We start from the raw sequence: 26267 nt of genomic DNA, 5'->3' as shown, positions 1-26267 counted from the left end.
CTTAGTATCAAGCGCCACCCCTGCAAACCCCGGAGAAAGGAGGCGATGACCTATGCAGGAGGAAGTAGAAAACAGAACTTTGACGCTGGTAGTCAGCGGCACCAAGTTCACCGGACGGCTGCTGAAAGCCGCCGTTACCAAGTACATGGCCCACCGCAGGGAGAAAAAGCTGGAAAAGCAGCGCAGCCGGGATTCCCCCGTCACCCCCAAGGGCAAACAGACGGTCAAGCAGCTGATCGGCCAGAATCAGGGTGTGTCCAACATCGAGATCACCGATCCGTCCATCAAGGAGTTTGAGAAGATCGCCCGGAAGTACGGCGTGGACTATGCGGTGAAAAAAGACCGCAGCAGCTCCCCGCCCAAGTATCTGATCTTCTTCAAGGCCCGCGATGCGGACGCCCTGACGGCTGCATTCTCGGAATACACCCAGAAGAAGGTCAAGAAGGCAGACCGCAGCGAGCGCCCGTCGGTGCTGGCCAAGCTCAGCCACTTCAAGGCGCTTATCAAAAATGCGGTTGTGGACCGGAACAAGCGGAAGGAGCTGGAACGATGAAGCAGCTGAATGTGAAAAAGCTGGTTCTTCTGAACCTGCCCTATATCCTGCTGGGCCTGTTCGCCACCAACTTCGGGGAGGCGTGGCGGCTGGCTGCGGGGGCAAATGCTTCCGAGAAATTTCTTTCCCTGTTCTCTGTCCTGCCCGGAGCGCTGCAAAGTTTCTGGCCCAGCCTGCACCCGCTGGACCTGGCTGTGGGCCTGTGCTGCGGCGCTGGCCTGCGGCTGGCGGTGTACCTGAAATCCAAGAACGCCAAGAAATACCGCCACAATGTAGAGTACGGCAGCGCCCGTTGGGGCACCCATGACGATATTGCCCCTTACATCGACCCGGTGTTCCAGAATAACGTCATCCTGACAAAAACCGAGAGCCTGACCATGAACAGCCGCCCCAAGGACCCCAAGACCGCCAGAAACAAAAATGTGCTGGTGATCGGCGGTTCCGGTTCCGGCAAGACCCGCTTTTGGCTGAAACCGAACCTGATGCAGATGCACAGCAGCTATGTTGTCACCGACCCCAAGGGCACCATCCTGGTGGAGTGCGGCAAAATGCTCCAGCGGGGTGCGCCCAAGCTGGGCAAGGACGGCAAGCCCATGAAGGATAAGCGCGGCAAGGTCATCTATGAGCCGTACCAGATTCGGGTGCTGAACACCATCAACTTCAAGAAGTCCATGCACTACAACCCCTTTGCCTACATCCACTCGGAAAAGGACATCTTGAAGCTGGTCACAACGCTGATCGCCAACACCAAAGGCGAGGGCAAGGCCGGAGACGATTTCTGGGTCAAGGCGGAAACGCTTTTATACTGCGCCCTCATCGGGTATATCCACTACGAGGCCCCGGCAGAGGAACAGAACTTCTCCACCCTCATCGAGATGATTAACAGCATGGAGGTCCGGGAGGACGATGAAGAATACAAAAATGCTGTGGACTTGATGTTCGATGAGCTGGAATCCAGAAAGCCCAACCACTTTGCGGTGCGCCAGTATAAGAAATACAAGTTGGCGGCGGGCAAAACAGCCAAGTCGATCCTGATTTCCTGCGGTGCGCGCCTGGCCGTGTTCGACATCGCGGAGCTTCGGGAGGTCACATCCTACGACGAGCTGGAGCTGGACACCCTGGGAGACCGGAAAACCGCCCTGTTCCTCATTATGAGCGACACGGACGACAGCTTTAACTTCCTGATCTCCATGTGCTACACCCAACTGTTTAACCTCTTGTGTGAAAAGGCCGACGATGTGTACGGCGGTCGGCTGCCGGTCCATGTGCGGTGCCTCATTGACGAGTGCGCCAACATCGGCCAGATTCCCCGGCTGGAGAAACTGGTGGCGACCATCCGAAGCCGTGAAATCTCCGCCTGTCTGGTGTTGCAGGCACAGTCCCAGCTCAAGGCCATCTACAAGGACAACGCCGATACCATCATCGGCAACATGGATACCTCCATCTTTCTGGGCGGCAAGGAGCCGACCACCCTCAAGGAGCTGGCCGCCGTGCTGGGCAAGGAGACAATCGACACCTACAACACCGGCGAGAGCCGTGGGCGGGAGACTTCCCACTCGCTTAACTATCAAAAACTGGGGAAAGAGCTGATGAGCCAGGATGAGCTGGCCGTCATGGACGGCGGCAAGTGCATCCTCCAGCTGCGTGGTGTGCGTCCGTTTTTGTCGGACAAGTACGACATCACCCAGCACCCCAACTACAAGTACACCGCTGACGCCGACCCGAAAAACGCCTTTGACATCGAAGGCTATCTCAAGGCCCGGCTGAAGCTCCGTCCCAACGAGGTCTGCGACGTGTATGAGATCAACGCCGCAGCCAATGAATGATGTTCCGCTGTGAAGGGAGTGATCGTATCTATCCGCCTCAACCGCCCCAAAAGGGGCCATCGGCGTACAAAGCGGACGATCTCTATAAAAATAATGAAAAAGGAGGAAGGCCGGAATCGGACCCCGGACACCGGGGCGATTGTCCGGCTTTTGTATGCCTATGAACCATGACTAAATCAAACTGTTCAAACTGATTCCGGCCAACTTTATTTATGGAATTTTTCAATCAGGCAATCACCGTTCTCCAGACCCTCGTCATTGCCCTGGGTGCCGGTCTCGGCGTGTGGGGCGTCATCAACCTGCTGGAAGGTTACGGCAATGACAACCCCGGCGCGAAAAGCCAGGGAATGAAGCAGCTCATGGCGGGCGCTGGCGTCGCCATCGTCGGCATGGTGCTGGTGCCCCTGCTGTCCGGCCTGTTCACTGTCTGATCGTTTCCCGCAAGCAGCCCTGAGAAATCCTCTTGCCGCCCCTGCCCCCAGCGGGGGCGGCTGAAAGGAGGTTAGCACCGTATGGATTTCTTACTGGATGCCCTTACCAACTGGCTCAAGGAAATGTTGGTGGGCGGCATTATGAGCAACCTATCGGGGATGTTCGACAGCGTGAACCAGCAGGTAGCGGATATATCCGTGCAGGTGGGGCAAACGCCGCAGGCGTGGAACGGTGACATTTTCAGCATGATCCAGAATCTGTCCAACACCATCATGGTGCCGATTGCAGGTGTGATCCTGGCCATCGTGATGACGCTGGAACTGATTCAGATGATTACCGACCGAAACAACCTGCATGATGTGGACACCTGGATGATCTTCAAGTGGGTGTTCAAATCCGCCGCAGCCATCCTGATTGTCACCAACACATGGAACATCGTGATGGGCGTGTTTGACGCCGCCCAAAGCGTGGTGGCGCAGGCGGCGGGCATCATCGGTTCCGACGCTTCCATCGACATCTCCTCTGTCATGACCGATATGGAGTCCCGGCTGATGGATATGGAACTGGGGCCGCTGTTCGGCTTGTGGTTCCAGTCGCTCTTTATCGGCATTACCATGTGGGCGCTGTATATTTGTATCTTTATCGTGATCTATGGCCGTATGATTGAGATTTACCTTGTCACGTCCGTGGCCCCGATCCCTATGGCCACCATGATGGGCAAGGAATGGGGCGGTATGGGCCAGAACTATCTGCGCTCTTTGATCGCCCTGGGATTTCAGGCATTTCTCATCATCGTCTGCGTGGCGATCTACGCCGTTCTGGTGCAGAACATCGCCACCGAGGATGACATTATCATGGCCATCTGGAGCTGCGTGGGCTACACGGTCCTGTTGTGCTTTACCCTCTTTAAGACCGGCAGCCTCGCAAAATCCGTGTTCAATGCACATTAACCAGGAAGGAGGAACCCGAAAATGGCTTATGTACCCGTACCCAAAGACCTGACGAAAGTCAAAACCAAGGTCGCGTTCAATTTAACCAAGAGGCAGCTGGTCTGCTTCGGCAGCGGGGCGCTCATCGGCGTGCCGCTGTTCTTTTTGCTCCGGGAGCCTGCGGGAAACAGCGTGGCTGCCATGTGCATGATGCTGGTCATGCTGCCCTTCTTCATGCTGGCGATGTACGAAAAGCACGGCCAGCCCCTGGAAAAGATCGTGGGCAACATCCTCAAGGTGGCGGTCATCCGGCCCAAGCAGCGCCCGTTTAAGACCAATAACTTCTATGCCGCTCTGGAGCGGCAGGCAAAACTCGACAAGGAGGTGTATGACATTGTTCGCGGAAAAGAAAAAGCGGCAAAACGAAAAGGCGGAACCGCAGATAAAAACCCGGCGTAAGCTGTCCCGCGCCGAGCGAAAACAGATCGAGGCAGCGATTGCCCGCGCCAACCGCACGGATAAAAAGGAAAAATCGGCCCAGGACAGCATCCCCTATGAGCGGATGTGGCCGGACGGCATCTGCAAGGTGGCGGATGGCCGCTACACGAAAACCGTCCAGTTCCAGGACATCAATTACCAGCTCTCGCAGAACGAGGACAAGACCGCGATTTTTGAGGGCTGGTGTGATTTTCTCAACTACTTCGACAGCTCGATTCAGTTCCAGCTGTCTTTTCTGAACCTCGTGGCCTCGGAGGAAACCTTCGCCCGCGCTATCAACATCCCCCTCCAGGGCGATGATTTTGACAGCATTCGGACGGAGTACACCACCATGCTGCAAAACCAGCTGGCGCGGGGCAACAATGGCCTTATCAAGACCAAGTATCTGACCTTCAGCATCGAGGCGGACAGTCTCAAGGCCGCCAAGCCCCGGCTGGAGCGCATCGAAACCGACATTCTCAACAACTTCAAGCGCCTGGGCGTGGCCGCCGAGGTGTTGGACGGCAAGGCGCGGCTGGCCCAGTTCCACGGAATCTTCCACATGGACGAACAGATTCCGTTCCGGTTTGAGTGGGAGTGGCTGGCTCCGTCCGGTCTGTCCACCAAGGACTTTATCGCGCCGTCCGGCTTCGAGTTCCGCACCGGCAAGCAGTTCCGTATGGGGAAAAAATACGGAGCTGTTTCTTTTTTGCAGATTTTGGCCCCGGAGCTGAACGACCGGATGCTGGCAGATTTTCTGGATATGGAAAGCTCTCTGATCGTCAGCCTGCACATCCAGTCGGTGGACCAGATCAAGGCCATCAAGACGGTCAAGCGGAAAATCACTGACCTGGACCGCAGCAAGATCGAGGAACAGAAAAAGGCCGTCCGTGCCGGATACGATATGGACATCATTCCGAGCGACCTTGCTACCTACGGCAATGAGGCCAAAAAGCTCTTGCAGGATTTGCAGAGCCGCAACGAGCGAATGTTTCTGGTTACCTTCCTGGTGCTGAACACGGCGGACAATCCCCGGCAGCTGGACAACAACATCTTCCAGGCATCCAGCATCGCGCAGAAGTACAACTGCCAGCTGACCCGGCTTGACTTCCAGCAGGAGGAAGGGCTGATGTCCTCTCTGCCCCTGGGCCTCAATCAGATCGAGATTCAGCGGGGGCTGACCACCAGCTCCACGGCCATCTTTGTTCCGTTCACCACCCAGGAGTTGTTCCAGAGCGGCAAGGAGGCACTGTACTACGGCATCAACGCCCTGTCCAACAACCTTATCATGGTGGACCGGAAGCTCTTGAAAAATCCCAACGGCCTGATTCTCGGCACGCCGGGTTCCGGCAAGAGCTTTTCCGCCAAGCGCGAGATCGCCAACTGCTTCCTGCTCACCAGCGATGACATCATCATCTGCGACCCGGAGGCCGAGTACGCGCCCCTGGTGGAGCGCCTGCACGGGCAGGTCATCAAGATTTCGCCCACCAGCAGCAACTACATCAACCCGATGGACCTGAACCTGGACTACTCGGACGATGAAAGCCCGCTGTCCCTCAAGTCTGACTTCATTCTCAGCTTGTGTGAGCTGATTGTGGGCGGCAAGGAGGGCTTGCAGCCGGTGCAGAAAACCATCATCGACCGCTGTGTGCGGCTGGTCTATCAGGAGTACCTCAATGACCCGCGCCCGGAGAATATGCCGATTTTGGAGGACCTTTACAACCTGCTGCGGGCGCAGGACGAGAAAGAGGCCCAGTACATCGCCACGGCGCTGGAAATCTACGTCACCGGCTCCCTCAACGTGTTCAACCACCAGAGCAATGTGGACATTCACAACCGCATCGTCTGTTACGACATCAAGGAGCTGGGAAAGCAGCTCAAAAAGATCGGGATGCTGGTGGTCCAGGACCAGGTGTGGAACCGTGTCACCATCAACCGCGCCGCCCATAAGTCCACCCGCTACTACATCGACGAGATGCACCTGCTCTTGAAAGAGGAACAGACCGCCGCCTATACGGTGGAGATTTGGAAGCGGTTCCGCAAGTGGGGCGGCATCCCCACCGGCATCACGCAGAACGTCAAAGACCTGCTTTCTTCCCGCGAGGTGGAGAACATCTTTGAGAACTCCGACTTCGTGTATATGCTCAACCAGGCTGGCGGGGACCGGCAGATTCTGGCCAAGCAGCTGGGCATTTCTCCGCATCAGCTGTCCTATGTGACCCACTCCGGCGAGGGCGAGGGGCTGCTGTTCTACGGCGCGACCATCCTGCCCTTTGTGGACCACTTCCCGAAGAATACCGAGCTGTACCGCATTATGACCACCAAACCCCAGGAACTGAAAAAGGAGGCTGAATGACCATGAAACCCAATACCTGTGAACTGAATTCTATGATGTTTTTTGAGGCGGCGCAGGACGAACAGCGCGCCAACCTGCTTACCGAACTGGCGGATGCTGTCAGTGAGACCCGCACGGCGGCGAATCAGGCGGCGGAACTGACCGGGGACGGCGAGGCCGGGCTGCTGCGCCTGACGGAAATCTGGTGCGCCGTGAACGGCGTTCCCGATGCCCCCAGCGTCATCATCTTTGAGGGGGACCAGATGGAGCTGCTGGCGAATCTGGTGGCGCAGATCTACGCCCATCTGCTCCGGCATCCCTCCGGCGGTCCCCTGGGGCTGGTTCTCTATGTGGAACTGCGCTACATGATGGCCTCCCTGATGCTGGGGGAATGGTTTGACTAAGGAACCGCGCCTGCGCTTTACGGACGAGGAACGGGCTGACCCGGCGCTGGAGAAGCCCATCCGCAAGGCGGAGAAGGCCGCCGCCAAAGCGGATAAGGCGCAGGCCAAAATCCCGAAAAAAACGGTCAAGACCAGGGAAACGGTCGTGGACCCGGCCACCGGCAAGAAAACCGTCCGTCTCAAATTTGAGGAAGTGGATAAGAAAAAACCGCCCTCCAAGTTGTCTCATGCGGTGCGAGATGCGCCCGCCAACGCTGTGACGGGGAAAATCCACAAGGAAATCCGGGAGACTGAACAGGACAATGTGGGCGTGGAGAGCGCCCACAAGTCCGAGGAAGCGGTGGAGACCGGCGTACATCTGGTGCAGGAGGGCTACCGCAGCCATAAGCTGAAACCCTACCGCAAGGCGGCCCAGGCGGAGCGGCGGCTGGAAAAGGCCAACGTGAACGCCCTGTATCAGAAGTCTTTGCAGGAGAACCCCCAGCTTGCCAGCAACCCCATTTCCCGCTGGCAGCAGAAACAGCAGATTAAAAAGCAGTACGCCGCCGCCAAGCGCGCCGGTCAGGCTGCCGGGAATACCGCCAAGACTGCGGAGGCCACCGGCAAGGCGGCCAAGACGGTCAAGGAGAAGGCCCAGCAGGCCGGGGCCTATGTGATGCGTCACAAGAAAGGCTTCGGCATCGCCCTGGCGCTGTTTCTGATCGTCTGCCTGCTGCTCAACACCATGTCCTCCTGCTCCATGATGGCACAGAGCATCGGTTCAGCCATATCCGGCACCACCTACCCCTCCGATGACCCGGAGCTGGTGGCGGTGGAGGCCGACTATGCCGCCAAGGAGGCGGCGCTGCAAGCCGAGATCGACAACATCGAGAGCAGCCACCCAGGGTATGACGAGTACCGCTATGACCTGGATATGATCGGCCATGACCCCCATGAGCTGGCGGCCTATCTGTCCGCCGTGCTGCAAGGCTACACGCAGGCGAGCGCCCAGGCCGAGCTGGACCGGGTGTTTGCGGCACAGTATGAGCTGACGCTGACCGAGGAAGTGGAGGTGCGCTACCGCACTGAAACCCGGACGGACAGCGAGGGCAACGAATATGACGTTGAGGTGCCCTACAACTACTACATCTTAAATGTCACCCTCACCAGCAAGCCCATATCCTCTGTGGCTTCGGAGCTGCTGACAGCGGAACAACTGGAAATGTACCAGGTGTACCGGCAGACGCTGGGCAACAAGCCGCTGATCTTCGGCGGTGGTTCCGCCGACACCAGCGATTCCGAGAGTTTGGCCGGTGTGGAGTTCGTAAACGGCACCCGTCCCGGCAATCAGGCGGTGGTGGACATCGCCAAAAGCCAGGTGGGCAACGTGGGCGGCCAGCCCTATTGGAGCTGGTACGGCTTTAATTCCCGCGTGGAGTGGTGCGCTTGCTTCGTGTCCTGGTGTTACGGCCAGATGGGCCTTTCCGAGCCGCGCTTTGCCGCCTGCCAGTCCCAGGGCATCCCCTGGTTCCAGTCGCACGGACAATGGGGCGGGCGGGATTACGCCAACATCGCCCCAGGCGACGCTATCTTCTTCGATTGGGACTTGGATGGCAGCGCCGACCATGTGGGCATCGTAGTGGGCACCGACGGCAGCCGGGTTTACACCGTAGAGGGTAATTCCGGCGACGCCTGCAAAATCAAGAGTTATTCCCTGACCTACGAGTGCATCAAGGGCTACGGCTTGATGAACTGGTGACAAATTTTTATGAAGAATAGGAGTGATTTGACTATGGCTAAAAACAAAATCGAGCGCATTGACCAGGAGATCGCCAAGACCCGCGAGAAGATCGCGGAACAGCAGGAAAAGCTGAAGGCCCTGGAAGCGCAGAAAACCGAGGCGGAGAATCTGGAGATCGTCCAGATGGTGCGCGCTGTGCGCATGACCCCGGCCCAGCTGTCCGCCATGCTGTCTGGCGGCATGGTGCCCGGCCGGGACGCGGTTCCCGCCGATCCCGAACAGGAGGATATGACCCATGAAGAATAAGAAAATTTGTAGAACCCTTGCCGCCCTTTGCACCTGCCTGGTGCTGATGGGCGGCTTCTCTGTGACCGCCTTTGCCCAGGGCACCGACCCTGCGCCCACGGCCACACCGGCTGCGGACGCCACCAACGACAGCAACGTGGTGGTGGAGGAAACCGAGGACAGCCCGCCCCTGACCCCGGAGGGCAACGCCGCCCTGGTGGATGACTTTGGCGGCAACAAGCAGCTCATCACCGTCACCACCAAGGCGGGCAACTACTTCTATATCCTCATCGACCGTGCCAACGAGGACAAGGAAACCGCCGTCCACTTCTTAAACCAGGTGGACGAGGCCGACCTGATGGCGCTGATGGAGGACGGAGAGACTACGGAGGAAACGCCCGCTGTCTGCAACTGCACGGAAAAATGCGCCGCCGGTGCGGTGGACACGGCCTGCCCGGTGTGCGCCGTGAACATGGCAGAGTGTACGGGCCAGGAACCGGAACCCACCCCTGACCCGGAGGCAGAAACTGAGCCGGAACAGGAACCGGCAGGGCTGAACCCGACGATGTTGCTGGTGGTACTGGCTGTGCTGGGCGGCATCGGTGCGCTGGTCTACTTCAAATTCATCAAGCAGAAGCCTAAGACCAAAGGCAGCGATGACCTGGATGATTACGACTACGGCGAGGACGAGGAACTCCCGGAGGATGAGACCTGGGAGACTGAGCCGGAGGACGCCGACGGGGGCGGCGGTGAGGAAAGCGAGAACCCGGCCAAATGACCCGGTTCACCGACAGCCCCTTTGAACCCATGATGACACGCAGGCCGGAGGGCGGGAAGGCAGCTTCCCGCCCTCCCTCTTTATCTCCCGGCCACCCCTGTTATGGCTGTGGAAACTACCGCCCCGGCCAGCCCTGCGTGGGTTTTTGCCACAAAGAGCTGACTGCCTGGCTGCGTGAAAGGAGAAAAGCAAAATGAATGATTTTATCCAATTTCTCATTGTGTTCGACCTGATCTGTTTCGGCGTTTACTTTGGCGGCGACATCATTTGTACGGCGCTCGCCAAGGTGCGCAAAAAACCGGGCCAGAAAGACCCCTATGAATTTGAGGTGGAGGACGAACCCGCTGAACCGCCGCTGTCTATCGACGCCATCCGCCACTTGTTCCGCGGCGAGGTCCGCGATTTTGTCTGCAACAAACTTCTGCCCAGTGGGCAGGAAACCCTTTCCGCCCTGACCGAGCCGGAGCAGACAGCGGCCAGGTTCCTGTTCTGCGCCTTGATCGGCTATCTCAAAGAGGAAGCCCCGATGGATGAGCAGAGCTTCCCGATGGTGATGGAGATGCTGAACTACGCCGAGGGCGCGAAAGAGGACGGCGACAAGGACGTGATTGACATTCTGATGGAGGAAACCGCCGCCCGGACCCGCCAGCGCGAGGAATATTTCAGCGATTACCGCCGCTACCAGCTCATGCAGGTGGATAAGGAGCGTGTGCTGCTGGCCTGCCGGGTCATCATCAACGACCTGCTGGGAAAGCTGTACCGTTATGATTACAACGTCGGCTATGACTGCCTTCTGGACGATGGCAACAGCGTTTCCAGAAAACTGAAAAAATCCAACGAAGAAATGGAGGTTGAGGAAGATGCGCCTTGTGATCGCTGAGAAGCCCTCGGTGGCAAAATCCCTGGCCGCCGTGCTGGGGGCCGCCACCCGCAAAGACGGCTACTTAGAGGGCAACGGTTGGCTGGTGAGCTGGTGCCTGGGGCACCTGGCCGGGCTGGCAGATGCCGCCACCTACAACCCCGACTACGCCAAGTGGCGCTACGATGACCTGCCCATTCTGCCGGAGTCCTGGCGCTTTACCATCGCCAAGGATAAGCGGGAACAGTTCGACGTGCTGCGCACCCTGCTGCGTCGAGATGATGTGACAGAGGTGGTCAACGCCTGCGACGCCGGGCGCGAGGGCGAGCTGATCTTCCGCACGGTCTACTGTCTGGCGGGTTGTCAGAAGCCCATGAAACGGCTGTGGATTTCCAGCATGGAGGATTCCGCCATCCGGGAGGGCTTTGCACACCTGCGGCCCGGCGCGGACTATGACGGGCTGCACCAGGCAGCCCTCTGCCGGGCCAAGGCCGACTGGCTGGTGGGCATCAACGCCACCCGACTGTTTTCGGTGCTGTACCACCGCACCCTCAACATTGGCCGCGTCATGTCCCCGACGCTGGCCCTCATCGTCCAGCGGGAGGCTGAGATCGACGCTTTCAAGCCGGTGCCGTTCTATTCTGTGGCGCTGGACCTGCCCGGTTTTACCGCTGCCAGCGCCCGCATGGACAAAAAAGCCGATGCCGAACAGCTGAAAACTGCCTGCCAGGGCAGCACGGTGACAGTCAAACAGGTGGAGCGCAGGGACAAATCTGAGAAGCCGCCCGCCCTCTATGACCTCACCACCCTCCAGCGGGACGCCAACCGCCTGCTGGGGTTCACGGCGCAGCAGACGCTGGACTATCTGCAAAACCTCTATGAAAAGAAGCTCTGCACCTATCCCCGGACGGACAGCCGCTATCTGACTTCGGATATGACCGAGGGCCTGCCGGTGCTGGTGAATCTGGTTGCCAACGCCATGCCGTTCCGCAAGGGTATCGCCATCTCCTGCGATGCAGCGGCGGTCATCAACGACAAGAAAGTGACCGACCACCATGCGGTGATTCCCACCCGGAACATCCGGGAGGCGGATCTGACCGCGCTGCCGGTGGGCGAACGGGCGATTTTGGAGCTGGTGGCCCTGCGGCTGCTGTGCGCTGTGGCCCAGCCCTATACCTTTGCGGAAACTGCCGTTGTTGTGGAGTGCGCCGGTGCGGAGTTTACCGCCAAGGGCCGCACGGTGAAGCAACCCGGCTGGCGGGCGCTGGATGCCGCCTACCGGGCCAGCATGAAAAGTGCGCCGGAACAGGACGGCAATTCCGAAGATAAGGCGTTGCCTGAACTGTCCGAGGGCCAGGAGCTGCCGGTCGCCGGTGCCGCCGTCAAGGAGGGCAAGACTACCCCGCCCAAGCATTTCACCGAGGACACCTTGCTCTCCGCGATGGAAACTGCCGGGAAAGACGATATGCCGGAGGATGCCGAGCGCAAAGGGCTGGGGACGCCTGCCACCCGTGCCGGGATTTTGGAGAAGCTGGTGTCCACCGGCTTTCTGGAACGGAAAAAGAGTAAGAAAACCGTGCAGCTCCTGCCGTCCCACGATGCCATTTCCCTGATTACCGTCCTGCCGGAGCAGCTTCAATCCCCGCTGCTGACCGCCGAGTGGGAGTACCGACTGGGTGAGATCGAGCGCGGCGAGCTGGCCCTGGAGGACTTCATGGCAGAGATCACCGCCATGCTGAAGGAGCTGGTGGGGACCTATCAGGTCATCAAGGGCAGCGAGTACCTGTTCACCCCGCCCCGTGAGGTGGTGGGCAGATGCCCCCGCTGTGGCGGCGAAATTGCAGAAATGCAAAAAGGCTTCTTCTGCCAGGACAAATCTTGCAAATTTGCAATCTGGAAAAACAGCAAGTGGTGGGCCGCCAAGCGCAAGCAGCCCACCAAAGCCATTGTGGCGGCGCTGCTGAAAGATGGCCGCGCCCATGTGGCGGGGCTGTACTCCGAGAAAAGCGGCAAGACTTACGACGCCACCGTGGTGATGGAGGATACCGGCCAGTACGTCAACTTCAGGCTGGAGTTTGACCGGCAGAAAGGCGGCGGCAAATGAAACTGAGTTTGTATGAACAGGAAACGATTATCCTCTATAACCAAGCCGAGGCCACCGCCGAGGTCTATTCCCACGACCCGCGCCTGCTGGAAAAGCTGCGGCGGCTGGCCGAGAAGTACCCGGACCAGATTGTGAAAAAGGACCGCCAGACCTTCACAGTGCCCAAACGCTGCGTGTCGGTGCGGGAGCCGTACAGCGCCGAGCGCCGCAAGGCCGCCAGCGAACGGGCCAAGGCTGCCGGGTACAGGCCGCCCATCCCTAAAGCGAGCAGCAAGTGAGTATGGGCGAGAGCGTATTTGAAGTCGTAAAACAGTCCGTCACCGTCCGGGAGGCGGCAGAACTGTACGGCATCGAGGTCAACCGGGGCGGCATGGCCTGCTGTCCCTTCCACGATGACCGGCACCCCAGCCTGAAGCTGAACGAGGACTACTTCTACTGCTTTGGCTGCGGGGCCACCGGCGACGTGACCGACTTCACCGCCCGTCTCTATGACCTGTCCCCCAAGGAGGCCGCCGAGAAGCTGGCCCAGGATTTTGGCCTTTCCTATGACAGCAAGGCCCCGCTCCGGCGAAGCTATGTCCGGCAAAAATCTGAGGCGCAGGTGCGGAAAGAAAAACGAGAACACGGCTGGCGCGTCCTGACGGACTACTATCACTTGCTCCGAAAATGGGAGGCCGACTATTCCCCCAAGACGCCGGACGAGGACCCGCACCCGCGCTTTTTGGAGGCCGTCCAGAAAAAAGACTACATGGGCTATCTGCTGGACACCTTTCTCGACAGCAGTACCGAGGAACAGGACCAGTGGATCGCAGAACATACCGCTGAAATTTCGGCCATAGAAGGGAGAGTGAAAATCATGGCTGACAAACCCACCAACCGGGAACGGTTGCAGCAAATCACGGTGGGCATCGAGCAGGGCATCAAAGAGCTGTTTGAGAGCGAAAAGTATATGCGTTACTTGTCTGTGATGTCCCGGTTCCACCGCTACTCCGTCAACAACACTATGCTCATCTATATGCAGAAGCCGGACGCCACGCTGGTGGCCGGATACAACAAGTGGAAAAATCAGTTTGAGCGCCATGTGAAGCGCGGTGAGCATGGCATTACCATCATCGCGCCCACACCGTTCAAGAAAAAGATCGAGGAACAGAAACTGGACCCGGACACCAAAGCCCCCATGCTGGATGCAGAGGGCAAGATCATCATGGAGGAACGGGAAGTTGAGATTCCCATGTTCCGTCCGGTGAAGGTGTTCGATGTAAGCCAGACAGACGGGAAACCGCTGCCGGAGCTGGCGTCCTCCCTGTCCGGGAACGTCCAGAACTACGAGGCTTTCATGGAAGCCCTGCGCCGGTCCGCGCCGGTGCCGCTTTCTGTGGAGCCGATGGCCGCCAACATGGACGGGTATTTCTCTCCGGACCAGCAGCGCATCGCCATCCGAGCAGGCATGAGCGAGGTACAGACCGTTTCCGCCGCCGTCCATGAGATCGCCCACAGCAAGCTGCACGACCCCAAAAAGTATGAGGCGGAGCCGACCTGGAAAATCGTGATGGTGAGTGGGGGCGGTGTCAAGCACGATTATCGCCTGGACTTCGCCACCGAAGCAGAGGCAGAACAGGCCGCCGCCGAGGATGACTGGCGCTATGTGGACGAAAATCAGTTTGAGTGGCGGCTGGAGGTGGAGGAAGATCTGACGGCGGTGAAACAGGCTGTCAAGAACCGCAACACCGAGGAGGTGGAGGCCGAGAGCATCTCCTACGCCGTCTGCCAGTATTACGGCATCCAAACCGGCGAAAACAGCTTCGGCTATATCGCCACCTGGAGCCAGGACAAGACGCTGCCAGAGCTGCGGGCCAGTCTGGAAACCATCAACACGGCCGCCGGAGAGCTGATCACAGATATTGACCGGCACTATAAAGCAATCTGCAAGGAGCGCGGTATTGACCTGACCGCCCAGCCGGAACAGGCTGAACCCCAGCAGCCCGCAGAAGAAATGCCCGACACACCTTCCCCCAGCACCGAAGCCCAGGAGGCCCTGTTGCTGGTTGATGAAGCCACCTATCTTCATGTTCAGTCCTGCGACACCGGCTGGGATTACACACTCTACGATGCCGCCACCAGGAAGCAACTGGACGGCGGCCAGAAGGACGCGCCGGAGCTGCCCCTGTCCACCGCCGCACTGAAAATCTGTGAGATGCACGACATGGGCAGCAAATCCGTTCAGTATGCGCCGCTGTCCATGATCGAAACTTTGCAGGAGGCGGCTGTCCAACAAATGCAGGCAGCGGCCCAAGCCACCACGCCGGAAACTACCATGCTGCCGGACGCCCCGGAACAGCACCTGGACGAATACCCTATGCCCGACCCCTCGCTGACCCAGGACGATCTGGAGAAATGCGGCTATCTGGACGGGGACCTTCTGCCCCTCTCTAAAGAACGCGCCTATGAGCTGATGGCGCAGGACCTGACCGTTTACATGGTTCAGCAGGGCGAGAATCCGGCGATGGCTTTTGATACCACTGACCTGGACGCCCATGACGGGATCTTCGCCGTCACCCGCGAGGAATGGGAGGAAAGCCCGGCTTTCGATGCCCAGGTTAAGGAGCGTATGGATCACCAGCAGGAACGGGAACAGGCGTTCCTCGGCCACAAGGGCGACTGCTTTGCCATCTACCAGGTGAAGCACACCGATGAGCTGCGGGACATCCGCTATGAGGGGCTGGAATGGATCAAGTCCATCGGACGCACGGTGCAGCGGGACAATTATGATCTGGTCTACACCGCGCCGCTGGCCCCCGGCGACCTGAAAGGCAGCGTGCTGGACAATCTTGAATACCGCTTCAACAACGAACACCCCGCCGACTACCGCCACCCGTCCATGAGCGTCAGCGACATTGTTGCCATCAAGAAGGACGGCAAGGTATCCTGTCACTACTGCGACAGCTTCGGCTTTGCCGAGGTGCCCGGCTTCCTGCCGGACAATCCGCTGAAAAATGCAGAGATGGCCGTGGAGGATGACTACGGCATGATCGACGGGATTCTCAACAACGGCCCCAAGGAGCAGACGGTGGCCCAGCTGGAACAGCAGGCCCGCAGCGGCCAGCCCATTTCCCTGATGGACCTGGCTGCCGCCGCTCACCGGGAGGACCGGGACAAGAAGAAATCCGTTGTGGAGCAGCTGAAAAGCCAGCCCAAACCCGAACATAAAAAGACAGCGCCAAAAAAGAGCGCGGAAAGGGAGATCTGATATGAACACTTTGACCTTTGAGGAAACCAACCTGCTGTGCATCTACAACCCCGGCACCCGCCAGGGGGCCATCGAGGCCCTGACCGAGATGCGCGGCCACTTGCAGGCGGACGAGGCCGAGCTGCTGGCCCTGACCGACAGCACCCTCGCCAAGCTGCGCGCCATGCCCGACGCCGAGTTTGACGAGCTGGAGCTGTACCCGGATTTTGACGAGTAAACCCCTGTTTTAACCAGCCGGGGCGGCCGCCGTGCCGCCCCATTTTCATATCCGAAGGAAGGGAGGATAGAACCCCATGCCAACCAAAGCAGAACAATATGCGCAGATGGCCGACCAGGTGGCGCGGCAGCTCACCGGCAGCTGGCAGGAGTGGGCGGGCTTTCTCACCACCGCCGCCCGGCTTTACAAATATCCGTTCCATGAGCAGCTGATGATCTACGCCCAGCGCCCGGACGCCACCGCCTGCGCCGAGTACGACCTGTGGAACAACCGCATGGGCCGGTATGTGCGGCGCGGGTCCAAGGGCATCGCCCTGGTGGATGATTCCGGGGACCGGCCCCGGCTGCGGTATGTGTTTGATATTTCCGACACCGGCACCCGTGAACACTCCCGCACACCCTGGCTGTGGACGATGAACGAGGAACACACCGCGCCGGTCATGGCGATGCTGGAGCGAAACTATGACGTAGGCGGCGGAGACCTGGCCCAGCAGCTGGCCGATGTGGCTGCCGGTCTGGCGGAAGAATACTGGACGGACCACCGGCAAGACATTCTTTACATCGTTGACGGTTCCTTTTTGGAAGAGTACGATGAAGAAAACATCGGGATGCAGTTCAAATCCGCCGCCACGGTCAGCATCACCTACGCCCTGATGTCCCGCTGTGGGCTGGAGCCGGAGCAGTATTTCAGCCATGAGGATTTCATGGCGATTTTCGACTTCAATACCCCCGCTACCGTGGGGGCGCTGGGCACGGCGGTCAGCCAGATAAACCAGCAGGTGCTGCGGCAGATCGGCGTCACCATCCAGAACTATGAGCGCGCCAAGAGCGCGGAAAGGAGTGCCACACATGGAGAACAACCTGACTTACACGAGGAACGGCGATTACCTGATCCCCGACCTGAAGCTGTCCGAACAGCCGGAGAAGCCCCTGGGCAAGTACGGCAGGATGAGGAAAGCGTACCTGAAAGAACACCGGCCCATCCTCTACAACCAGCTGCTGATGAGCGAGAAGCTGTACCCGCATCTTCGGGAGATCGACGAGACCGCGAACAGCCGTCTGGATCAGATGATGCCCCGGCTGGCAGAGTCGGCGGGCGCGACGGAGGAACTGAAAGCCCGCGACCCGATGGCCTGGGTGGGCCTGATGAACACCTGCAAGGCCCAGGCGGAGGAGATTCTGCTGGCGGAGCTTATCAACAGCTGACCCTAAACCTGTTCCTCTCCGAAGCGGAACAAATCCAGAATATCGACGAAGCAGAGAGTGTGAAAACGCCCTCTGCTTTTTCTATGTCCAAGCCCGCTGCGCAGGCGGAACCTGTGCGCCGGGCGCTAACCCAGGCGGAGATCGACGCCGCCATCCAGGAATGGAACGGCAAGATCGAGAGCAAGCACGCAGTTGTCCGCTACATGAAGGACCACGCCCGTGAAAAGGACACCGCCGCCTGGTTGCGGCAGGAGTACGGCGATGACCTCCCGGCCCTGCCTGTGACGGTGGACGGCGCGGCGGGCGATGTGCCCTGGCCCAAGGTGCAGCGCCGGATCGCACAGCTCATCAAGGAAGATCGGTTTTACACCGAGGCGGAGCAGGACCGTTTTGACAACATCGACCCCATCGCCATCCGGGAGGTCCTGGCCGAGCGCGGGATCGTGAACGGCCAGGTGGTGGACCCGGAAAAGCTGGACAACGACCCGTTCATCCAGCAGGTCATGCGGGATGTGGAGGCCGTCGCGGCAGAAGAACAGGCCGAGGCCGCATCGAAGCCGCCTGTGCCGGACTTATCCGGCCAGCCCGTCACCCGCGAGGGAGACACCCTCACCATCGGCAGCGGTGAACCCACCCATGAGATCGACATCACGGTGTCGGACGAGGAATATGCCGCCATCCGGGGCACTATCCCGGAGCGCACCTCTTACGACCCGTCCGCCCCGGTCTACAACGTGGGCGATACCGTCTATCTGGATGACCGCGCCCACCAGATTACCGAACTGCGAGAGGATACGGTGCAGCTGCTGCCCACCGGCATGAGCTATCCCATCTACCGGGCCGAAAGCCGGGAACGGTTCGAGCAGCTTCTGCGGGCAGACAACCGCAACGACTTTTACACCGAGTTCCTGCCTGTCAACCCCGACACGGCGGACCAGGACCTACGGGACGTGCTGACCCACGGCCTCATCGGCGCGCCGGACAAGGCGGAGCTTTCCGAACTGCTGCGTACCGGCAAGAGCAACCGGGAGGTCGCCCTGTGGCTGAGCCGGGCCTATCCTGACATCATCGAGACGATGGAGCTGGAGACCGGCGATACCTCCGACTACCGCACCATACCCGAAGGCATTGAGCTGGAAGTGCTGGACGCGGACGAAAAGCGGCTGGCCATGCTGTTCTTCCGCTGGGATGAAGTCGCGCCGCTGCTGCGCGGGTTGTATGCCCGCCAGCTGGACGGCTTCGTACAGGAGCAGGATGAACCGTATATGGAAGTCCCTGCCGCCGTGGAAGAACCTGCCGAACCCGCCAAGCCCATTGAAGAAGCCGCCGAGGCACCGGCGTTCCACTCCGAGACGGTGGCTGTCTACCCCGGCGACAAAAACGGACTTCCCTATGACGTGGTGGTGGAGCGGCTGCACGTTGACCGGCCCGAACCCACGCCGCCCGAACAGCGTCCGCCTGAGAATTTCCGCATTCTGGACGATGACCTGGGGAAAGGCGGGCCAAAGGAAAAGTTCTGGCGCAACATCAAAGCAATCGCCACACTGAAGCAGATCGAGCAGGAAAATCACTATGCCACCCCAGAAGAACAGCATATTCTCTCGCAATATGTAGGCTGGGGCGGCGTGGCGGATGCCTTTGACCCGGACAAACCCGCGTGGGCCGCCGAGTATGCGGAACTGAAGGAACTGCTGACCCCGGAGGAATATGAGGCGGCACGTGCCTCCACCCTCAACGCCCACTACACCAGCCCCACCGTTATCCGCGCCGTTATCCGCGCCGTTTATGAGGCCGTGGAGCGGATGGGCTTCCGTACCGGCAACATTCTGGAGCCGTCCTGCGGCGTGGGCAATTTCTTCGGGATGCTGCCGGAGAGCATGACCGAGAGCCGTCTGTACGGCGTGGAGCTGGATTCTATCAGCGGCCGGATTGCTAAACAGCTCTACCCCAAGGCCGACATCACCGTGGCGGGCTTCGAGACCACCGACCGGCGGGACTTCTATGACCTTGCCATCGGCAACGTCCCTTTCGGCCAGTATCAGGTGAACGACAAAGCCTACAACAAGCTGGGCTTCAACATTCACAACTACTTCTTTGCCAAGGCGCTGGATCAGGTGCGTCCGGGCGGCGTGGTGGCTTTCGTCACCAGCCGCTATACAATGGACGCCAAGGATTCCACCGTGCGCCGGTATTTAGCCCAGCGGGCCGAACTGCTGGGGGCGATCCGCCTGCCCAACAACGCTTTCCGCGCCAACGCCGGGACCGATGTGGTATCCGACATCCTGTTTCTGCAAAAGCGGGACCGTCCGCTGGACATCGCCCCGGACTGGACCCAAACCGGCCGGACCGAGGAAGGCTTCACGGTCAACCAATATTTTCTCGACCACCCGGAGATGGTGCTGGGCCGTCCCACCGCCGAAAGCACCCAATACGGCAAGCAGGACTACACCGTGGCCCCCATCGAGGGGTTGGAGCTGGCCGATCAGCTGCACGACGCCGTACAGCACATTCACGGCACCTACCAGGAGGCCGCGCTGCCGGAGCTGGGCGAGGGCGAGGACATCGACGAATCCCTCCCGGCTGACCCCAATGTGAAGAATTACTCCTACACGGTGGTGGACGGCGCGGTGTACTTCCGGGAAAACAGCCGCATGGTGCGCCCTGACCTGAACGCTACCGCCGAAGCACGTGTCAATGGGTTGGTGGGGCTGCGGGATTGTGTGCAACGGCTCATCGACCTGGAGATGGACGCCGCCGCGCCGGATGCCGACATCCGGGCGCAGATGGCCGAACTGAACCGCCGCTATGACGATTTCTCTGCCAAGTACGGCCTTATCAATGACCGGGCGAACCGGCTGGCCTTTGCCGATGATTCCAGCTACTATCTGCTCTGCGCGCTGGAGGTACTGGACGAGGATGGCCGGTTGGAGCGCAAGGCAGATATGTTCACCAAGCGCACGATTAAGCCCCATGAGGCCGTCACCACCGTGGACACGGCCAGCGAGGCCCTGGCAGTCTCCATTTCTGAAAAAGCCTGCGTGGATATGGCCTACATGGAACAGCTCACCGGCAAAACCGGCGAAGAATTGGCTGACGAGCTGCGCGGTGTCATCTTCCGTGTACCGGGCCAGACTGAGCCGGACGGAACGCCCCATTATATGACCGCCGACGAGTACCTGTCCGGCAACGTGCGGCGCAAGCTCCGCCAGGCCCAGCGGGCAGCGGAGCAGGACCCGGCCTTTGCGGTCAACGTGGAGGCTCTGACCGCCGCCCAGCCCAAAGACCTGGACGCTTCCGAGATCGAGGTGCGGCTGGGGGCAACGTGGATCGACAAGGAGTACATCCAGCAATTCATGTACGAGACCTTCGACACGCCTTTTTACCTCCAGCGCAGCATTGAAGTCCACTACACCCCCTTTACGGCGGAGTGGCAGATCTCCGGCAAAAATGTCGTGGGGCAAAACAACGTGGCCGCCTACTCGACCTACGGGACCGGCCGCGCCAACGCCTATAAAATCCTCGAAGATTCCCTCAATCTGCGGGACGTGCGTATCTACGACACTGTGGAGGACGCGGACGGCAAGGAGCGCCGGGTGCTGAACGCCAAGGAAACCACCCTGGCCGCGCAAAAGCAGCAGGCCATCCGAGACGCTTTCCGCGACTGGATTTGGCGTGACCCAGAGCGTCGGCAGGCGCTGGTGCGCCAATATAACGAGGAAATGAACGCCACCCGGCCCCGCGAGTATGATGGCAGTCACATCGTTTTCGGCGGTATGAACCCGGCCATCACCCTGCGGGAACATCAGAAAAATGCCATCGCCCATGTGCTGTACGGCGGCAACACGCTGTTGGCTCATGAGGTGGGCGCAGGCAAGACGTTTGAAATGGTGGGGGCCGCGATGGAGGCCAAGCGGCTGGGTCTGTGCCAGAAATCCCTCTTTGTGGTGCCCAACCACCTGACCGAACAGTGGGCTTCGGAGTTCCTGCGGCTGTACCCGTCCGCGAACATCCTGGTAACGACCAAAAAGGACTTCGAGAAGCACAACCGCAAGAAGTTCTGCGCCCGCATCGCCACCGGCGACTACGACGCCATCATCATGGGTCACTCCCAGTTCGAGAAGATTTCCATCAGCAAGGAACGCCAGGAGCGGCTGCTGCATGAGCAGATTTGGGAAATCACCGAGGGCATCGCCGAGGTGGAGGCCAGCGGCGGGGAACGGTTCACCGTCAAGCAGCTGGAACGCACGAAAAAGTCTCTGGAAGCGCGGCTGGAAAAGCTGCAAGCCGAGGGCCGCAAGGACGATGTGGTGACGTTTGAACAGCTGGGCGTAGACCGGCTGTTCGTGGACGAGGCACACAACTACAAGAACCTCTTTCTCTACACAAAAATGCGCAACGTGGCGGGCCTCTCTACGACGGACGCGCAGAAATCCTCGGATATGTTCGCCAAGTGCCGTTACATGGACGAGATCACCGGCAGCCGGGGCGTCATCTTTGCCACCGGCACGCCGGTTTCCAACTCCATGACCGTGCGCCCGTAAGGGGCTGTAATAATCTTACCTTGAGCAAGTAATAGGGCAAGGTATCAAAGCGGAATAATCCGCACCCTATCGTCACCCGACTTATCCAAAAGGGGAAACCCGATGGGGAGTGTAGCATGTCGGAGGGCACGAAACACGGAAACTTCCAAAGTGTTTGCGTGGTAGTGGCGAAAAGTTATGAATAAGGATGAAAGCTAAACTGCCTGAATGACAGTCGGAGATTGGGCAAAATGTTGCTCCATGCGTAAGGAAGTTATACTCGCATGTACTCTGGTGGATATGAGTCGGCCATGCGTATCCACAAGATACCCAGAGTAAATCAGCCATAGGATAATGGAAAACGACGAACGTCACATCCGAAATCATAACAGGCTTATGTTATTACAGTTCTAAACGGGGATTGCCTAAGGTAAAATGCCGAAAATCGGCTATGAGTGCTATGAGAAAAGTGACTCTGAATATTTACTATGGCAACAGAGTCTCCGTAGTAGTCCGAGGACGGGAAAGCCGTCCACATGGCGAAGGGAGACAGTCTTTCTTCAATACAAATAATAAGGAAAGGTGCGTGAGGCATTATGAGAAGTCCCGAAAATGTATTGAAAAGTTTAAGTGAAAAAGCAAAAAACAAAGAGTACAGGTACGAGAGATTATACCGTAACCTGTACAACCCAGAGTTCTATCTGCTTGCATACCAGAATATTGCGACCTCTCAGGGGAGCATGACGGCAGGTGCAGACGGATTCACTCTTGACGGTATGAGCATGGAGCGCATTGAAAAGCTCATTCAGAAGCTGAGAGACCACTCATACCAGCCGAACCCTGCAAGGCGTGTTTATATTGCGAAGAAAAACAGCAGTAAAAAGCGCCCATTGGGGATTCCGTCAACGGACGATAAACTGTTACAGGAAGTTGTCCGTATGATACTTGAAGCAATCTATGAGCCGACATTCTCTGATAATTCACATGGTTTCAGACCGAAAAGAAGTTGCCACACAGCGTTAAAAGAAATCGTAACGCTGTTCACTGGTGCAAAGTGGATAATCGAAGGAGACATTAAGGCTTGTTTTGACAGCTTCGACCACCATATCACAATACAGCTTTTGAGAAAGCGCATAAAAGATGAAGCGTTCATATCGCTGATGTGGAAGTTTCTAAGGGCAGGATATATGGAACAGTGGACATACCATGAAACGTACTCCGGCAGTCCACAAGGCTCCGGTGTCAGTCCGATACTTGCCAACATCTATCTGAATGAACTTGATGAGTTCATGGCAAGGATGAAAAAGAGTTTTGACAAAGGCGATACAAGAAGCCGTAAAGTCCACAAAGACCATGATAAGGTACGCTGGGCTTATCGGAAAGCGCAGAAAAATCTGGAAATAGAGCGCACAGAAGCAAACCTAGCAGCATTTAAAGAAGCAAGGAAAGTGATGTTGTCCACACCACATTTAGACGAGATGGATGAGAATTACAAAAGACTTCAATACAACCGTTACGCTGACGATTTCCTGATTTCAATAACAGGTTCAAAGCAGGATGCTGAAAATATCAAGGAACAGGTAAAGATATTTCTAAAAGACAAGCTAAATCTCACAATGTCGGAGGAGAAAACTCACGTTACCCATTCCTCTGAAAAGGTGCGGTATCTTGGATACGACATAAGAATATCAAGAAGTCAGGACACAAAGCGGACGAAAAAAGGTCTGCAACGGGTGTGGTATGGAAAAGTGCAGTTATATATGCCGAAAGAAAAATGGATTGCGAAACTGCACGAATACGGTGCGTTTAAAATCAAAAAAGACGAAAACGGCAAAGAGATTTGGAAGCCACTCCACAGAGGGGCGCTTATGCCATTAGACGATGTGGCAATCATCAGTAAATATAATTCTGAAATCAGAGGATTGTACAATTATTACAGGTTAGCAATCAATGTATGCAATCTGGGGAAATTTCATTCTATCATGCGTGGAAGCTGTTTAAAGACGTTGGCGGCAAAATATAATTCTTCTGTTATGAAGATGTATAAGAAATACCGTAGCGTAAAGGGCGACTTTGGCGCAGATTACAAAACCAAGAGTGGAACAAAGCGGTGTGAGTTTTACAATGAAGGATTTAGGCGTAATAACAATATCGCACCTGAATTTGTAGACATTATGCCGAAATACAGAGGGCAGATAAAACCGAATAGTCTTGCAGGACGTTTAAAAAGCGGACAATGCGAGATGTGCGGAGCAAACCCCGTGAAAGTGTATATGCACCATGTAAAGCGCTTAAAAGATTTGAACGCTGATAATGAATTTGATGAACTGATGCTACTGAAAAGGCGGAAGTCATTGGCTCTCTGCCCGAAATGCTACGAAGAAGCAAAGACAAAATCACTTAAACTATGAAAGATGGCGAGCCGTGTACATCGAGAGGTGTAAGCACGGTTCTGGAGGGGGTTACGCCAAGACCACGGACGAAAGGAAGTATGGCGTGGCGTTTCCTACCTTATGAGCTTTACACCATGCAGCGGTATCTCCAATATGACCGGCTGCAAGAGCTGGGCATGGCCCACTTTGACTGCTGGGCGTCCCGGTTTGGCGAAACCGTGACGGCGCTGGAGCTGGCCCCGGAGGGCACCGGCTACCGGGCAAGAACAAGATTCAGCAAGTTTTTCAACCTGCCGGAGCTGATGAACCTCTTTAAGGAGGTCGCGGACATCAAAACCGCCGACCAGCTGCACCTGCCCACGCCCCAGGTGGAGTACCACAACATCGTGGCCCAGCCCACCGAACAGCAGCAGGAAATGGTGAAGGCGCTCTCGGAGCGCGCTTCCCTGGTACACAGCGGTACGGTGGACCCGTCCCAGGACAATATGCTCAAGATCACCAGCGACGGACGCAAGCTGGGCCTGGACCAGCGGATCATCAACCAGCTGCTGCCGGATGAGCCGGGCACCAAGGTCAATCAGTGCGTGAACAACATCATGCAGATCTGGCGGGACGGCGAGGCTGACAAGCTGACCCAGCTGGTGTTCTGCGACATCTCCACGCCCCAGGCCCGGCCCGCCAAAAAGGTAGCCAAGGCGCTGGACAACCCGACCCTCCACGCTTTGGAGGACGCGGTGCCGCTGGATGAGCCGGAACCGGCCTTTACCGTGTATGAGGACATCCGGCAGAAGCTCATCGCTAAAGGTGTGCCCGCCGAGCAGATCGCCTTTATCCATGAGGCCAACACCGAGGTGCGCAAAAAGGAGTTGTTCTCCAAGGTCCGCACCGGCCAGGTGCGCGTTTTGCTGGGCAGCACCGCCAAGATGGGCGCGGGCACCAACGTCCAGGACCGCCTGGTGGCGCTACATGATCTGGACTGTCCGTGGCGGCCCGGCGACCTGGCCCAGCGAAAGGGGCGCATCGAGCGCCAGGGCAACCAGAACGAGACCGTCCATGTGTACCGCTATGTCACCGAGGGGACGTTTGACGCCTACCTCTGGCAGACGGTGGAAAACAAGCAGAAATTCATCAGCCAGATCATGACCTCCAAATCGCCGGTGCGAAGCTGCGACGATGTGGACGAAACGGCGCTGTCCTTTGCCGAGATCAAGGCGCTGTGCGCCGGGGACCCGCGCATCAAAGAGCGCATGGACCTGGATGTGGACGTGGCGCGGTTAAAGCTGATGAAGGCCGACCACCAGAGCAAGCAGTACCGCCTGGAGGACCAGTTGCTCAAAACCTTCCCGGAGGAGATCGAGAAAAACAAGGGATTTATCGCCGGGCTGGAAGCGGATATGAAAACGCTGGCGGAACACCCGCACCCGGAGGACGGCTTTGCCGGGATGGAAGTCCGTGGCGACACCCTCACCGACAAGGAGAACGCCGGGGCCGCGCTGCTGGACGCCTGCAAGGAGGTCAAAGGGACCGACCCGGTGCCGGTGGGCAGTTACCGGGGCTTCGCTATGTCGGTGTCGTTTGACGCTTTCCGGCAAGAGTATATGCTCCTGCTGAAAGGCCAGATGACCCACCGGGCGACGCTGGGCACAGACCCCCGCGGCAACCTCACCCGTATCGACAATGCGCTCAGTCAGATGCCCCAGCGGCTGGAGGCGGTGAAGAACCAACTGGACAATCTCTACCAGCAGCAGGCCGCCGCCAAGGCGGAGGTGGGTAAGCCATTCCCTTTTGAGGATGATTTGCGGGTAAAGTCCGCCCGGCTGGCCGAACTGGACGTACTGCTGAACATGGACGGCCGGGGCCGCCCTGCGCCGGAGGCGGTTCTTGCCAAGAGCAGCCGCCCCTCGGTGCTGGAGGGCTTGAAACGCCCGGTTCCGCGCAATCCCGAAAAGAAACCAAAACACCACGAACAGGAGGTGCGATAAC

General features: G+C 58.3%; 18 protein-coding genes. All 18 read left to right on the top strand.

What is annotated here, in order from left to right:
• The first annotated feature begins 52 nt into the window (after positions 1-52).
• The 18 genes from KFE19_12575 to KFE19_12490 all read left to right on the top strand — a co-directional run bounded on the left by KFE19_12575 (position 53) and on the right by KFE19_12490 (position 26266).
• Positions 53-553, top strand: a complete 501-nt coding sequence (locus tag KFE19_12575) for a PcfB family protein (protein QUO37215.1) — start codon at positions 53-55, stop codon at positions 551-553.
• Complete coding sequence (locus tag KFE19_12570) at positions 550-2379, top strand: type IV secretory system conjugative DNA transfer family protein (protein ID QUO37214.1); 1830 nt, start codon at positions 550-552, stop codon at positions 2377-2379. Before KFE19_12575 ends, KFE19_12570 begins: the two co-directional genes overlap by 4 nt.
• Before the next feature lie 212 nt (positions 2380-2591).
• Complete coding sequence (locus KFE19_12565; GenBank protein ID QUO37213.1) at positions 2592-2810, top strand: Maff2 family protein; 219 nt, start codon at positions 2592-2594, stop codon at positions 2808-2810.
• Between the two features lie 81 nt (positions 2811-2891).
• Positions 2892-3761: a hypothetical protein gene (locus tag KFE19_12560; GenBank protein QUO37212.1), complete on the top strand. Its 870-nt coding sequence runs from the start codon at positions 2892-2894 to the stop codon at positions 3759-3761.
• A gap of 21 nt (positions 3762-3782) precedes the next feature.
• Positions 3783-4199: a PrgI family protein gene (locus KFE19_12555; GenBank protein ID QUO37211.1), complete on the top strand. Its 417-nt coding sequence runs from the start codon at positions 3783-3785 to the stop codon at positions 4197-4199.
• On the top strand, positions 4129-6573 hold the full coding sequence (locus KFE19_12550) for an ATP-binding protein (protein QUO37210.1): 2445 nt from the start codon (positions 4129-4131) through the stop codon (positions 6571-6573). Before KFE19_12555 ends, KFE19_12550 begins: the two co-directional genes overlap by 71 nt.
• A gap of 2 nt (positions 6574-6575) precedes the next feature.
• The gene (locus KFE19_12545) at positions 6576-6956 is read left to right on the top strand and encodes a DUF3851 family protein (protein QUO37209.1); all 381 of its coding nucleotides are present in this window, start codon (positions 6576-6578) and stop codon (positions 6954-6956) included.
• Complete coding sequence (locus KFE19_12540; protein QUO37208.1) at positions 6949-8694, top strand: CHAP domain-containing protein; 1746 nt, start codon at positions 6949-6951, stop codon at positions 8692-8694. Before KFE19_12545 ends, KFE19_12540 begins: the two co-directional genes overlap by 8 nt.
• Before the next feature lie 33 nt (positions 8695-8727).
• Positions 8728-8982, top strand: coding sequence for a DUF4315 family protein (locus KFE19_12535; GenBank protein QUO37207.1), 255 nt, complete (start codon positions 8728-8730; stop codon positions 8980-8982).
• Positions 8972-9739: a DUF4366 domain-containing protein gene (locus tag KFE19_12530; GenBank protein ID QUO37206.1), complete on the top strand. Its 768-nt coding sequence runs from the start codon at positions 8972-8974 to the stop codon at positions 9737-9739. Before KFE19_12535 ends, KFE19_12530 begins: the two co-directional genes overlap by 11 nt.
• A 193-nt stretch (positions 9740-9932) precedes the next feature.
• Complete coding sequence (locus KFE19_12525; protein QUO37205.1) at positions 9933-10619, top strand: conjugal transfer protein TraG; 687 nt, start codon at positions 9933-9935, stop codon at positions 10617-10619.
• Positions 10600-12702, top strand: a complete 2103-nt coding sequence (locus KFE19_12520; GenBank protein QUO37204.1) for a DNA topoisomerase 3 — start codon at positions 10600-10602, stop codon at positions 12700-12702. Before KFE19_12525 ends, KFE19_12520 begins: the two co-directional genes overlap by 20 nt.
• Positions 12699-12980, top strand: coding sequence for an immunoglobulin (locus KFE19_12515; protein ID QUO37203.1), 282 nt, complete (start codon positions 12699-12701; stop codon positions 12978-12980). Before KFE19_12520 ends, KFE19_12515 begins: the two co-directional genes overlap by 4 nt.
• 2 nt (positions 12981-12982) lie before the next feature.
• Positions 12983-15949, top strand: coding sequence for a DUF4316 domain-containing protein (locus KFE19_12510; GenBank protein QUO37202.1), 2967 nt, complete (start codon positions 12983-12985; stop codon positions 15947-15949).
• Between the two features lies 1 nt (position 15950).
• Positions 15951-16166: a transposon-transfer assisting family protein gene (locus KFE19_12505; GenBank protein QUO37201.1), complete on the top strand. Its 216-nt coding sequence runs from the start codon at positions 15951-15953 to the stop codon at positions 16164-16166.
• A 76-nt stretch (positions 16167-16242) separates the two neighbouring features.
• Complete coding sequence (locus KFE19_12500) at positions 16243-21912, top strand: DEAD/DEAH box helicase family protein (GenBank protein ID QUO37200.1); 5670 nt, start codon at positions 16243-16245, stop codon at positions 21910-21912.
• A gap of 575 nt (positions 21913-22487) precedes the next feature.
• Positions 22488-24302 (top strand): group II intron reverse transcriptase/maturase, encoded by a 1815-nt coding sequence (locus tag KFE19_12495; GenBank protein QUO37199.1) that lies wholly within the window; start codon positions 22488-22490, stop codon positions 24300-24302.
• On the top strand, positions 24299-26266 hold the full coding sequence (locus tag KFE19_12490; GenBank protein ID QUO37198.1) for a helicase: 1968 nt from the start codon (positions 24299-24301) through the stop codon (positions 26264-26266). Before KFE19_12495 ends, KFE19_12490 begins: the two co-directional genes overlap by 4 nt.
• The last annotated feature ends 1 nt before the right edge of the window (position 26267 follow it).

The organism is Dysosmobacter sp. Marseille-Q4140, assembly GCA_018228705.1.
In the GTDB taxonomy this organism is placed as follows: domain Bacteria; phylum Bacillota; class Clostridia; order Oscillospirales; family Oscillospiraceae; genus Oscillibacter.
This window is presented reverse-complemented; position numbering and strand designations above follow the sequence as displayed.